Origin of the sequence: Stenotrophomonas indicatrix (assembly GCF_050573115.1) — a bacterium.
GTDB lineage: Bacteria > Pseudomonadota > Gammaproteobacteria > Xanthomonadales > Xanthomonadaceae > Stenotrophomonas > Stenotrophomonas lactitubi_A.
In genome coordinates this window covers 144,181-157,490 of the sequence record NZ_JBNYZT010000009.1, presented here as the reverse complement: position 1 = coordinate 157,490, position 13,310 = coordinate 144,181, and the positions used below count along the sequence as shown (strand labels likewise).

Below are 13,310 nucleotides of genomic sequence, written 5' to 3'. Positions count from 1 at the left end.
GAAAGACTGCCGAGATCGCCACGAATTCGCGGCGAGATCGTCACGAAGAAGTTACGAAGGCCCTTTCTCGTTCAATATCAGCAGCTTGGAGAATGCGGGGAACAGCGCGGGCGGTTGTTCGGGGAGTCGCATCACGCCAATGTCGGCGCCATCGCTGATGGCCAGTGCCAGGTACAGGCTGTTTCCGTCGGCGCTGGCGCTCAGTCCATTGCCTGCGCTCAGGCGCTGGGCGTCCAGGCAGCGCTCCGCTTCTTCACGTCCGGACTGAATACGGACCAGGGTCGTGCCGCAGCTGGCACTGCTGCCGAGGTAGTCGATGCTGCCGTTGCCGGCCACGGTCCAGGTCCGGTAGCGCCAACGGCTCGGCCGGTCCTCGCTGATCTGCTGCACGCTGGCAGGGGTCAACGCCGCGTCCACCGACCACAGCCCACCGGCTGCCAACCGGGTGAACAGCACCCGCCCGGTACTGCGGTCGAAACGCGCCTGCGACACACCCTCCAGGCTGGCAAGGCGCCGCCACGGCTGCGTGCTGCGATCGAACAGGCTCAACCGGGTGTGCTGGTCGGCGTCGCGCTCAACCACCAGCAGCTGCTCCGCGTGTGCGCCGTACAAGGCCTGCAATGGCTGTTCAGCGGGAACCGGGAGGCGATGCAGCTGCTCATCGCGCGGGGCGGTCTCGTAGACAACGGCTTCGCCATGCTCATCGCGACCCACCACCAGCAGATGCCGGCTGTCAGCCGACCAGTCCGGTGCCTGCCGTGCTTCCGGCTTCAGCCCTTCGATGGGCCGCAACGACTCCGGCCGTTGCATGTCGGCCCACCACAGCGCAAAGCTGCCGGAACGATCGGAACTGAACACCAGTTGCCGTCCATCCGGCGCCACCATCGGTTGCCCATCGCGGCCACTGGAGGCGAACAGTCGCTCGCCTGCACCGCCCTGCGCGGGCATCCTGAACACGCCGAACTGCGCGCGCCGATGCACGAATGCCAGCATGTCGCCGCGACGGGAGACGGCTGGCCACTGCGCATCGTCGAGCCCGGCGTCGCGCAGCGTGCGGCGCTCGACATCGAGGTAGTACAGGCGCGCTTCGCTGTCCACGCGGCGACCAAACACGATATGTCGACCGTCGCCCAGCCATGCCCAACCGCGCAGCTCGGCCGATTCGGTCGTCAACTGCTCGGGCGTGCCACCGCTGGCAGGCATCCGCCACAGGTCGCCCAACTGAGGGTTGCGGACAAACACCAGCCATTTGCCATCCGGCGAATAGCGCGGGGCGTAGTCGAAATCATCTTCGTCGACCGCGTAGTCCAGCGCCCGCCATTGGCCGGTGGCCAGATCGAGCACACGGATGCCGCGATGGGCGTAGCGACCGACCATGCTGCCGAAGACCAGGCCACGGCCATCGGGCGTCCAGTCGAAACTGAGCAGCTCGGTGCCGTCGCAGCGCGTGGCCTGGCGCACGGCGCCGCCGGTGGCACTGGCGATCAGCACCTGGCAGCTGTCATCGGCACCAAAGCGGGCGAAGGCAATCTCGCGGCCATCAGGCGACCAGTTCGGGAAGCGGTCGCTGGCACCTGCTGGCGGCGAAAGCAGCTGGCGTGCGGGTGCATTGCCAGAGGTCTGCACCTTGATTGCGTTGCCACCCTTGCCATCATCGTTGGCGCCTTCATAGGCGACCTGCGATCCGTCAGGCGAAAGTGTGGGATAGGTCTCAAAACCGGCCGTGGCGGTAATCAGTCGATACGGTCGCTCAGGGCTTCCGATCACCCGCGTGCCGTTCTCCACGGCCGCATCCACCGGAGAATTCACCGGTGCCGGGCGGCGCAGCAGCAGTACGCTCAGCACCACCAGCGCAAGCAGCATCACCACGCCCAGCGCCAGCAGCAGGCGACGGCGGAGACGGCGCCAGCGGCGGCTGCCGCGTTCAACCACGGGCGCGCCGACAGCGGCCACGGCGTTCGGTGCAGGCGACTGCGGTGCGGACGACTCTTCTGCAACAGCAATCGCATCGGACTCGTGGTCCGGCAACGGCTGCACCGACACCAGCAGGCGGTAGCCGGTCTTGGCAATGGTCTCGATGTACGCCTGGCCATTGTCGTCGTCGACGCTGAACGCCTTGCGCAGCTGGGTAACCGCCTGGGTCAGCACATCGTTGGTCGGCAGCGTGTCCGGCCACACTTCGGCGAACAGCTCGTCACGGGTCACCACCCGCCCCGGCTGCCGCATCAACATGCGCAGCACGCCCAGCGACTTGGGCGTCAAACGGCGTGTACGGCGGGCACCGGCAACTTCGACCTCTCGCGAGGACAACGTAACGATGCACTCGCCGACGCGGACGCGGTCGGATTCAGGCGACTGGATTTCGCTGTTGATCATTCGTTGCTATGGGGTTGAAACAGGCCGCGAACACTGTTCACCATCGATCTCTTCCCATCCTTGGCACAGCAAGAAGCCAGATTCCGCACAAAGCATCGGCGCATACCGCAAAAAAAACGAAGCCTCCGGATATTAGCCTATGCAAGTTACCTCGCCTATCGCGTGGTCGACATCAGGCTCTCTCTCGCCGACGCATTCACATAATAAGCATCATCATTCGCGCCCTTTTGGGCGCGATATTTTTATCTGGCGTTCATTTTCAGAAGCGTTTCAGCATGGTCAGGCCGACCAGCCGCGAAACCACCAGCGCGACATACATGACGCCGGAAAACTGCTCCAGCATGACCAGCGCGCGGGCCTGCGGATGCAGTGGTACGACATCACTCAGCCCGACTCCGGACAATAAGCTGAAGCTCAGATAAAGCAGCTCCATCCACGTGCGCTGCGAGCCTCCAGTGGCGCCCTGGAAACTGCCCGGATACCACTGCTGACATACGGCAAAGGTAAAAGCGAAAGCCCATGCCAACAACGTGAACGTGGCACCGGCGGCAAACAGTTCGTCGCGGGTCACCTTGTGGTCCTGCAGCATGTAGGCGATCAGCGCACCAGCGGTATAGAAATACAGCAGGCTTTCCAGCAGTTGTGCGGTGATGCCCAGTGCCGGCCGGTCGAGCAGGGCCGCAGAAAGCGAAAACACCACCGCCGGGATGGCCAGCACCAACGCCAGCCAGGTCCCCAGCGGGCTGCGCTGCACCACCCACAGGGCCAGGCCGAGCACGGCCATGCCGAACACGCCGACTGCCGCGCGCCCGGCAGCGGTTTCGTCCAACGCCGGGTACAGCAGTACCGACAACAGCTGAGCCCCGAGCAGCCAGGCAGAGGGGTGACGGCGGGCGATGGCCAGCCAGCGGGTGGTTACGGCAATGGGCATGGTTCCTTATCCCCAGGGAACGATGGGGCGAGGATAACGGCATGGCTGTGAGATGGGGGACTGGACGGTGCCGGGCATGACCCGGCACTGCCCCGCTGCGATCAGCCCTGCTGGTACACCTCGGCCCCGGCTGCACGGAACTGCTCGGACTTCTCCTGCATGCCCTTCTCGGCGTACTCGCGCACGTCCTGGGTGATCTTCATGGAGCAGAAGTGCGGGCCGCACATCGAACAGAAATGGGCCAGCTTGTGCGCGTCCTTGGGCAGCGTCTCGTCGTGGAATTCCTTGGCCTTCTCCGGGTCCAGGCCGAGGTGGAACTGGTCTTCCCAGCGGAACTCGAAGCGTGCCTTGCTCAGCGCGTTGTCGCGCACCTGCGCACCCGGATGCCCCTTGGCCAGGTCAGCAGCATGGGCGGCGATGCGATAGGCCATGATGCCGTCGCGCACGTCCTGGCGGTTGGGCAGGCCCAGATGCTCCTTCGGTGTGACGTAGCAGAGCATGGCAGTACCGAACCAGCCGATCATCGCCGCGCCGATCGCACTGGTGATGTGGTCGTAGCCCGGCGCGATGTCGGTGGTCAGCGGGCCAAGCGTGTAGAACGGTGCCTCGCCGCATTCGCGCAGCTGCTTGTCCATGTTCTCCTTGATCAGCTGCATCGGCACATGGCCGGGGCCTTCGATCATGGTCTGCACGTCGTGCTTCCAGGCAATCTTCGTCAACTCACCCAGCGTTTCCAGCTCGCCGAACTGCGCCGCATCGTTGGCATCGGCGATGCAGCCCGGACGCAGGCCATCACCCAGCGAGAAGGTCACGTCGTAGGCCTTCATGATTTCGCAGATGTCTTCGAAATGCGTGTAGAGGAAGTTTTCCTTGTGGTGGGCCAAGCACCACTTGGCCATGATCGAGCCGCCGCGACTGACGATCCCGGTAACCCGCTTGGCGGTGAGTGGCACGTAGCGCAGCAGCACACCGGCATGGATGGTGAAGTAGTCCACGCCCTGCTCTGCCTGTTCGATCAGGGTGTCGCGGAAGATCTCCCAGGTCAGCGCTTCGGCGCGGCCGTCGACCTTCTCCAGCGCCTGGTAGATCGGCACCGTACCGATCGCCACCGGCGAGTTGCGGATGATCCACTCGCGCGTCTCGTGGATGTGCTTGCCGGTGGACAGGTCCATTACCGTGTCACCGCCCCAGCGGATCGCCCACACCAGCTTTTCCACTTCCTCGGCAATACCCGAGGACACCGCGCTGTTGCCTATGTTGGCATTGATCTTGGTGAGGAAGTTGCGGCCGATGATCATCGGCTCGCTTTCCGGGTGATTGATGTTGTTGGGCAGCACCGCACGGCCGCGGGCGATTTCCTCGCGCACGAATTCCGGGGTGATGATGTGCTGGATCGATGCGCCGAAGGATTCACCGGGATGCTGCTGCAGCAGTGCGGCATCACGGATCGCCTCCAGCCGCTGGTTCTCGCGGATGGCGACGAATTCCATTTCCGGGGTGATGATGCCGCGGCGCGCGTAGTGCATCTGGGTGACGTTGGCGCCGGCCTGCGCGCGACGCGGCAGGCTGCGCGCGGGGAAACGCACCGGGTCCAGCTTGGGATCGTGCTCGCGAGCGCGGCCGAACGAGGAGCTGAGGCCATCAAGCTGTTCGGTGTCGTTGCGCTCCTCCACCCAGCTGCGACGCAGTGCCGGCAGGCCGACAGACAGGTCGATGCGCACGTCCGGATCGGTGTACGGGCCGGAGGTGTCGTAGACGGTGACCGGTGCGTTCTCTTCGCCACCGAACACGGTGGGCGTGCGGGTCAGCGCGATCTCGCGCATCGGCACCTGCAGGTCCGGGCGCGAGCCGGCCACGTGGATCTTGCGCGAGCCGGGAATGGGCCGGGTCACGGATTCGGAGAGTTGCTGGGCCTGTTGCTGCAGGGCGGAAGGCTGTGCGTTCATCGGGCATCGTCCAGGAAGGTCAGGGACGAAGCGGCGGCGCACTGCGCCCGCGCACGGAGCGCACCAAGGCGCTGCTTGGGCGGGTTCCGGGCACGGCTGCATTGCAAAGCTTCCCTACGCCGGTATGAGCCGGATCAGGTTCCAAGGGACTATCTCAACCGTGGCCACAAGGCCCCGGTACCCCCGCTTCTTGGTGCGCATTAGAGCATAGAAACCACTCGCTCCCCCCGCCATTCATCCACGCATGGCGTGGATCTACTGCACCCGCGTTAACAGAACCGTGACGTCGCATTCAGTAACGTGCACGCGCACCGCACCGTTGCAAGCGGTGCTTTCCCTGCCGCCATCGCGGCTCCTGTCCGGTGTGCGCACGCTGTCGCCGGCCCACTCCCCGCAAGCTTTTGCTCGCTCCCCTCAATCCCTTGATCGGAGAAGCTCCTTCATGGTGTTTCGCATTTCCATCGCACTGGTGCTTGCCCTGGTGCTGCTGGCCGGCCTCGCGCCCGGCCCCTTCAATACCGTCGTGCAGGCGGCGCTGGGCGATGTCATCCGCAGCGTCGGCTGGCTGTACCTGCTGGTCGTGTTCCTTGCGCTGGTATTCCTGATGTACCTCGCATTTGGCCGCTTCGGCAACCTGCGCATCGGTGGCGAAGACGCCGAGCCCGAGTTCTCGCGCGCCAGCTGGATGTCGATGCTGTTCGCTGCCGGCATGGGCATCGGTCTGGTGTTCTGGGGAGCTGCCGAGCCGATCTCACACTTCACCAAGCCACCGGAAGGCATTGAACCGCAGAGCATGGACGCCGCGCGTGCATCGATGCGCTATGCGTTCTTCCACTGGGGACTGCATCCGTGGGCGATCTACGCGCTGATCGGCCTGGCGATGGCCTGGTTCCAGTTCAACCGCAATGGACGCGGATTGGTCAGCGATATGCTGCAGCCGATCATCGGCCGCCACCACCGCGGTTGGATCGGCCGCGTCGTCAACATCGCGGCGGTGGTGGCCACGGCGATCGGCGTGGCCACCACCCTCGGCTTCGGCACCATCCAGATCGCTGCGGGCGTGGAGCGCGTGTTCGGCCTGGAGGCTACGGTGCCGGTGCAGATGACCATCATCGCCATTGCCTTCGTGCTGTACATGGCCTCCACCGCGAGCGGCGTGGAGCGCGGCGTGAAGTGGCTGTCCAACTTCAACCTGGCGCTGGCCGCACTGCTGGCCGCGACGGTACTGGTGCTGGGGCCGACCGGATTCATCTTCGATACCTTCACCACCACGCTGGGCTCCTACCTCAACCAGCTGGTGACCATGAGCCTGCGCATGTCGCCGTTCTCCGGCAGCACATGGGTGGCCGACTGGACGATTTTCTACTGGGCCTGGTGGATTTCGTGGGCACCGTTCGTGGGCTCGTTCATCGCGCGCATCTCGCGGGGCCGCAGCGTGCGCGAGTTCGTGATCGGCGTGGTGCTGGCACCGACGCTGCTGGGCTTCTTCTGGTTCGCCGTTTTCGGTGGAACAGCATTGTGGGCGCAGATCTTCGGCCACGCCGACCTGGTACAGGCACTGGGCAATGGCTATGAGACGGTGCTGTTTACCCTGTTCGACAGCCTGCCTGCGTCGCTGATGCTGTCGGCGGTAGCGTTGGTGCTGCTGATGATCTTCTTCGTGACCTCCGCCGATTCAGCGGTGCTGGTGCTGGCCAGCATGTCCACCGACGAAGCCGGCGATCCGCCGCTGAAGCGCAAGTTGGCGTGGGGGATCGCGGTAGCGTTGATTGCGGCGGCATTGCTGCTGGCCGGTGGTCTGGATGCGTTGCAGGGAATGATCACGATCGCCGCGTTGCCGTTCGCGCTGCTGATGGTGCTGGTGATGGTGTCGCTGTACCGGGTGCTGGACCAGGAGTACACGCGGGAGCGCCGGCAGACACAGCGCCAGCGACGCATGATCGATGCGTGGATCGCGCGTGAGATGGCGGCGCAGGAAGAGACCCAGGCGGAGGCAGCACGCGCGCAGGATTCGGATTGAGGGTGTTTTGCAGCCTGCGGCTGCAGCGCTTTTTTCAAGCAAGAGCTAAGTTCAAATTCAAAAGCGGCTCTGGGTTTCTGCTGGTTGGGCGGGGCGGTATGGGTGGGCAGGACACGCCGTAAACCCATCCCTGGGGGCTCGATGGCGCCATCCATGGCGCCAACGGTCCTGCCCACCCACACCGCCCCACCCCCGACAGATTTCCGGTGACGGTTGGTTCTCCACGCCATGCGTGGATGAAGGTGTATCGGAAAACAAGAAGGGGTCGGATCCGTTTTCCGATGGAAAACGGATCCGACCCCAACCCTCAGCACTCGGCTGTTGCCTTTGCTCTTGCTCTTCTTCTTTTTATTACTGCGGTGGCGGCCGCAGGGAACTGTCAGGGGCCGGGCGGGTGGGCTGGACGGGGGTGTCAGCCGCATGGATGCGGCTGCCAAGCCTCCAGGGACGGATTCACGGCGTCCCCCGACCAGCCCACCCGCCCGGCCCAATTACATGATCCCGCTTCTACGAACCCCCACCGCAGAGGGGGCTCAGCCCGGTGGCCGGGAAACTCAATACCCCGCCGCCTGCCCATCCTTGCGACTCTCCGACGCGCCGTAATACACGCCGGTCTCCGGATCACGCAGGATCGCCTGGTAGCCGCCATACGGACCATCGGCAAACACCACGCGATGTCCCTTGCGCATCAGCGCACGCACCGTCTCGTACGGGAACCCGGTTTCCAGATTGACCTCGCCACCATCGGTCATCGCCGTCGCCTGCCCGGTCGGTTCGGTCGAACCCTCGTGCTGGATGCGCGGCGCGTCGCCGGCTTCCTGCAGGTTCATGCCGAAATCCACCAGGTTCATCACGATCTGCGCGTGCCCCTGTGGCTGCATCGCGCCGCCCATCACGCCAAAGCTGGCATACGGCTTGCCGCCCTTGGTGATGAAGGCCGGAATGATGGTCTGGAACGGACGCTTGCCCGGTGCGTAGCCATTGGGATGATTCTTCTGCAGCACGAACATCTCGCCGCGATCCTGCAGGATGAAGCCCAGTCCCGGCGGTGCCATGCCGCTGCCCATGCCGCGGTAGTTGGACTGGATCAGCGACACCATAATGCCGTCGGCGTCGGCCACGGTCATGTAGATCGTGTCGCCCTCTTCCAGCTGCTTCGGTGTACCCGGCTGCACTTCCTTCAGCGCCTTGTCCATCGAGATCAGCGCGCGACGCTGCTCGGCGTACTCCTTGGAAATCAACTTCTGCACCGGTGCCGGCTGGAACGCCATGTCGGCGTAGAAACGCGCGCGGTCGGCGAAAGCGAGCTTCTTTGCTTCCACGAACAGGTGCACGTGTTCGGGCGAGCCGAACGGAATCTTCGAGAAGTCGTAGCCTTCCAACACGTTGAGGATCTGCAGGGCGGCGATGCCCTGGCTGTTCGGCGGAAGCTCCCACACGTCATAGCCGCGGTAGTTGCTGCTGACCGGTTCAACCCATTCGCCATGGTGGTCGGCCATGTCCTGGTAGCTCAGGTAGCCGCCATTCTTCTTGAAGTAGTCGCCGATGGTCTGGGCAATGTCGCCCTTGTAGAAGGCATCGCGACCGCCATCGGCGATCTTCTGCAGGGTGTCGGCCAGATTCGGGTTCTTCCACATCTCACCCTTGCGCGGGGCGTGGCCATTGATCGTGAACTGCTCGCTGAAGCCGGGGTACTTGGACAGCTTCGCTACCGAGCGATCCCAGTAATAGGCGATCACTTCGGCCACCGGATGCCCTTCGCGTGCATAGCGGATGGCGGGGGCCAGGTTGTCGGCCATCGGCTTGCGGCCGAACCGGTCGTGCAAAGCGAACCAGCCATCCACCGCGCCCGGAACGGATACCGGCAGCGGGCCGGTGGCCGGGATCTCCTTCAGGCCCCGGCGCTGGAACTCGGCAAGGGTGAGCGACTTCGGCGAGCGGCCGGAGCCGTTGTAGCCGTAGAGCTTCTGCGTCTTCGGGTCCCACACGATGGCGAACAGGTCGCCGCCGACGCCGTTGCCGGTGGGTTCCATCAGGCCCAGCGCTGCGTTGGCCGCGATGGCGGCGTCGACGGCCGAGCCACCGCGCTTCATCACATCCAGCGCGATCTGGGTGGCCAGCGGCTGCGAGGTGGCGGCCATCGCATGCGGGGCGATCACCTCCGAACGGGTGGCGAAGGTGTGGCCGGTGATGCGATCGGCCGCCAGGGACAGCATGGGCACGGCAGCCAGCACGGCAGCCGCCAGCAGGGAACGGGCAAGACGTCGGGACACGGTCGGGTTCCGATGAAAGGGTAGTGACCCGATCTTCGCTGCTACGGCGATCAGCGGCCATGGACATAGGTCATGGGGCGCCTTGTGGAGCCACGGGCGCCATTGCCACGAACGCATCGCAATGCGCGCGGAACCTCCCGCGGCACACGGGGCGCTGCACGACCCGGCGAGCGCAGCTGGTATCACCCGGATTCCGCGCAAAAAACCCGTTGAAAAGAGTGAATTCGAGTTCACCGAAACACTTTCAGCGGCAACCATCCTTACGCCACAGGCGATTGCACTGCATGCAGCAGAAACTGACGGGAATATCGCTGCGAGGGTTGACAGCGCGGAAACGGCTGTGGTTTTCTCGATCACATGTTGCATCACAACACGCCACCGCGAACCCACACCGAAGCCGCCGATACCGGCGCCGCCTCGCTGCGTTCGATTCTTGTGCTCGTACTTATTACCCAACCAACAGGTGCGGGACGAGCCAGCGTGTAAGCAACAAACACACCGGAACTCATCAAAAACCCGCACCCGCCCAGGTGCGGGTTTTTTCATTTCAGGACCTGGTTTCAGACGCAACCACCATGACCAACGCCCATCGCACAACCCGGACCCGCTGCACCACGAACCCTCGTGGTGGCAGTACCTGTGCGACGCGCGGCGCTGCCCTCCCCGCTTTTCCCTGACCGGCCGGTACGTCGATTCGACTGCCGGCCGTCTTTTTTCTTCCCACCCGCAAGGAACCTCCCCCATGAGCACCAACGAACTGCCCCAGACCAAGATCGCCGTCATCGGCTACGGCAGCCAGGGCCGCGCCCACGCGCTGAACCTGCGTGAATCCGGCTTCGATGTGGTGGTAGGCCTGCGCCCGGGCGGCCCCACCGAGGTCAAGGCGCAGGCCGACGGCTTCACCGTGAAGGCACCGGCCGAGGCGGTGAAGGATGCCGATCTGGTCGCAGTACTGACCCCGGACATGGTGCAGAAGAAGCTGTACGAGGACGTGCTGGCGCCGAACATGAAGCAGGGTGCGGTGCTGCTGTTCGCGCATGGCTTGAACGTGCACTTCGACATGATCAAGCCGCGCGACGACCTGGACGTGGTGCTGGTCGCGCCGAAGGGCCCGGGTGCGCTGGTCCGTCGCGAATATGAAATCGGCCGCGGTGTGCCGTGCATCTGGGCGGTCTACCAGGACAAGAGCGGCAAGGCCGCTGAGTACGCGCTTGCCTATGCAGCCGGCCTGGGTGGCGCGCGCGCCAACCTGATCCAGACCACCTTCAAGGAAGAAACCGAAACCGATCTGTTCGGTGAGCAGGCGGTGCTGTGCGGCGGTGCTTCGGCACTGGTGCAGGCTGGCTTCGAGACGCTGGTGGAAGCCGGTTACCAGCCGGAAATCGCCTACTACGAAGTGCTGCACGAACTGAAGCTGATCGTCGACCTGTTCTACGAAGGCGGCATCTCGCGCATGTTGGAGTTCATCTCCGAAACCGCGCAGTACGGCGACTACGTCAGCGGCCCGCGGGTGATCGACGCCGGCACCAAGGAGCGCATGAAAGAAGTCCTGAAGGACATCCAGGACGGCACCTTCACCAAGAACTGGGTGGCCGAGTACGAAGCGGGCCTGCCGAACTACAACAAGTTCAAGCAGGCCGACCTGGAGCATCCGATCGAGAAGGTAGGCAAGGAACTGCGCGCCAAGATGGTCTGGTTGCAAGGTCAAGCCGCGTAACAACGCGGCACCCCCACCCGCTCTGCAAGGTTCCCCCATGAACTCTCCCACACACCGCAGCGCGCCGCCCAACGGCGCGCGCTGGCTGACCCAGGCGCTGGAGGCCGAGGGTGTCCGTACGCTGTTCGGCTACCCGGGCGGCACCATCATGCCGTTCTACGACGCGCTGGTGGATTCGTCGCTGAAGCACATCCTGGTGCGCCATGAGCAGGGCGCGGCACTGGCCGCCAACGGCTTTGCGCGTGCCAGTGGCCAGGTTGGCGTCTGCGTGGCGACGTCCGGGCCGGGCGCGTCGAACCTGGTTACCGGCATCGCCGATGCGATGCTCGATTCGGTGCCGATGGTCTGCATCACCGGCCAGGTGGCCACGCCACTGCTGGGCACCGATGCGTTCCAGGAACTGGATGTGTTCGGTTTGACGATGCCGATCGTCAAGCACAGCTGGCTGGTGCGCAGCGTCGATGATCTGCCGCGCGTGGTGGCCGATGCCTTCCGCATCGCCCGCGAGGGCCGTCCCGGCCCGGTGCTGATCGACCTGCCCAAGGATGTGCAGCTGGCCGATGCCAGCCACCTGCCGGCGCATGTGCCGGCCAACGTGGAGCCGCCGCCGGCCGCTGCCGACGCCGCCATCGCCGAGGCCATCGCCGCATTGGCCGCTGCCGAAAAGCCGGTGGTCTATGCCGGTGGTGGCATTGCCCTGGGCGATGCCGTGCAGGACCTGCGCGCGTTCGTCGAAGCCAGCGCCATTCCCACCGTGATGACCCTGCGTGGGCTGGGCGCGCTGCCTCCCCAGCACCCGCAGTCGCTGGGCATGCTGGGCATGCATGGCACCCGTGCGGCGAACATGGCCGTGCAGGAGAGCGACCTGCTGCTGGTGCTGGGTGCCCGGTTCGATGATCGGGCGACCGGCAAGCTGGCCGAGTTCGCGCCGTTCGCCCGCGTGGTGCACATCGATGCCGATGCGTACGAGATCTCCAAGCTGCGCAGCGCCGATGTCGCCGTGCCCGGCAACGTCGGCCACGCCATCCGCGCCCTGCGTGCGGCCTTCCCCTCCCCCAAGGCCCACCAGGACGCATGGCGCAAGCGCTGCGCACAGCATCGCGATCGCTTCGCCGCCCGGTACGACGCACCGGGCCAGCACATCTACGCCCCGGCGCTGCTGAAGCGCCTGAGCGAACTGGCGCCGGCCGATGCAGTGGTCGCCTGCGACGTCGGCCAGCACCAGATGTGGGTGGCGCAGCACTGCCGCTTCAATCATCCGCGCAACCACCTGACCAGCGGTGCGCTGGGCACGATGGGCTTTGGCCTGCCGGCGGCGATGGGCGCGCAGTTCGCCTGCCCGGAGCGCACGGTGGTGCTGGTGTCCGGCGATGGCAGCTTCATGATGAACGTGCAGGAGCTGGCGACCATTGCCCGCTGCCGCTTGCCGGTGAAGATCATCCTGTTGGACAACAGTTCGCTGGGCATGGTGCGGCAGTGGCAGGAGCTGTTCTTTGCCGAGCGTTACAGCGAGATCGACCTGTCCGACAACCCGGACTTCGTGGCCCTGGCCAAGGTGTTCGGTATCGCGGCCACGCGCATCGATGCGCGTGATGACGTTGAAGGTGGCCTGGCCGCATTGCTGGCCGAGCCCGGCCCGGCCCTGCTGCACGTGGCCATCGATGCACGCGCGAACGTGTGGCCGCTGGTGCCGCCCAATACCGCCAACAGCACCATGCTGGAAAGCAACCCCGCACATGCACGCCAGGAGATCCCCAATGCAATACCGGCTTGACCTGGTGCTGCAACCGGCCGAGGGCGCGCTGCTGCGCGTGATCGGCATGGCCGAACGCCGCGGTTTCGCACCGCGCGCGATCACCGGTGCGCCGGTGGCCGCCGACGATGGCCGTTGGCACCTGCAACTGGTGGTGGACAGCCAGCGCCCGCCGGAAACACTGTGCCGGCAGATGGAAAAGATCTACGACTGCGTTTCAGTGCAGATGACCGCACTGGAAGGAGTATCCGCATGAACGCCCGTACCGTATTCACCACGGTGCCGGTACGGAGG

The 13,310-nt window shown here is 65.0% G+C and carries 8 protein-coding genes and 1 riboswitch; of the genes, 4 read left to right on the top strand and 4 right to left on the bottom strand.

What is annotated here, in order from left to right:
* Window positions 1–51: 51 nt before the first annotated feature.
* The 3 genes from ACQ5SA_RS19295 to thiC all read right to left on the bottom strand — a co-directional run bounded on the left by ACQ5SA_RS19295 (window position 52) and on the right by thiC (window position 5,253).
* Complete coding sequence (locus tag ACQ5SA_RS19295; RefSeq protein ID WP_499315606.1) at window positions 52–2,376, bottom strand: winged helix-turn-helix domain-containing protein; 2,325 nt, start codon at window positions 2,374–2,376, stop codon at window positions 52–54.
* A gap of 259 nt (window positions 2,377–2,635) precedes the next feature.
* Window positions 2,636–3,307: an ion channel gene (locus ACQ5SA_RS19290; RefSeq protein ID WP_353101356.1), complete on the bottom strand. Its 672-nt coding sequence runs from the start codon at window positions 3,305–3,307 to the stop codon at window positions 2,636–2,638.
* Window positions 3,308–3,408: 101 nt separating this feature from the next.
* Window positions 3,409–5,253, bottom strand: coding sequence for a phosphomethylpyrimidine synthase ThiC (gene thiC / locus ACQ5SA_RS19285; RefSeq protein ID WP_230112380.1), 1,845 nt, complete (start codon window positions 5,251–5,253; stop codon window positions 3,409–3,411).
* A gap of 93 nt (window positions 5,254–5,346) precedes the next feature.
* Window positions 5,347–5,448: riboswitch (TPP riboswitch) on the bottom strand.
* A gap of 247 nt (window positions 5,449–5,695) precedes the next feature.
* Here thiC and ACQ5SA_RS19280 point away from each other — a divergent pair.
* Window positions 5,696–7,273: a BCCT family transporter gene (locus tag ACQ5SA_RS19280; RefSeq protein WP_089236724.1), complete on the top strand. Its 1,578-nt coding sequence runs from the start codon at window positions 5,696–5,698 to the stop codon at window positions 7,271–7,273.
* A 554-nt stretch (window positions 7,274–7,827) separates the two neighbouring features.
* Here the strand turns inward: ACQ5SA_RS19280 and ggt are convergent.
* Window positions 7,828–9,489 carry a gamma-glutamyltransferase gene (gene ggt, locus ACQ5SA_RS19275; protein ID WP_499315655.1) on the bottom strand — a complete coding sequence of 554 codons (1,662 nt, stop codon included), beginning with the start codon at window positions 9,487–9,489 and terminating at the stop codon, window positions 7,828–7,830.
* A gap of 799 nt (window positions 9,490–10,288) precedes the next feature.
* Here ggt and ilvC point away from each other — a divergent pair.
* Genes ilvC through ACQ5SA_RS19260 form a run of 3 tightly spaced genes read left to right on the top strand, consistent with a single transcriptional unit; the run spans window position 10,289 to window position 13,272 of the window.
* On the top strand, window positions 10,289–11,263 hold the full coding sequence (gene ilvC / locus ACQ5SA_RS19270) for a ketol-acid reductoisomerase (protein WP_499315604.1): 975 nt from the start codon (window positions 10,289–10,291) through the stop codon (window positions 11,261–11,263).
* Between the two features lie 37 nt (window positions 11,264–11,300).
* Window positions 11,301–13,037 (top strand): acetolactate synthase 2 catalytic subunit, encoded by a 1,737-nt coding sequence (gene ilvG / locus ACQ5SA_RS19265; protein WP_353101944.1) that lies wholly within the window; start codon window positions 11,301–11,303, stop codon window positions 13,035–13,037.
* Window positions 13,021–13,272 carry an ACT domain-containing protein gene (locus ACQ5SA_RS19260; RefSeq protein WP_089236730.1) on the top strand — a complete coding sequence of 84 codons (252 nt, stop codon included), beginning with the start codon at window positions 13,021–13,023 and terminating at the stop codon, window positions 13,270–13,272. Before ilvG ends, ACQ5SA_RS19260 begins: the two co-directional genes overlap by 17 nt.
* The last annotated feature ends 38 nt before the right edge of the window (window positions 13,273–13,310 follow it).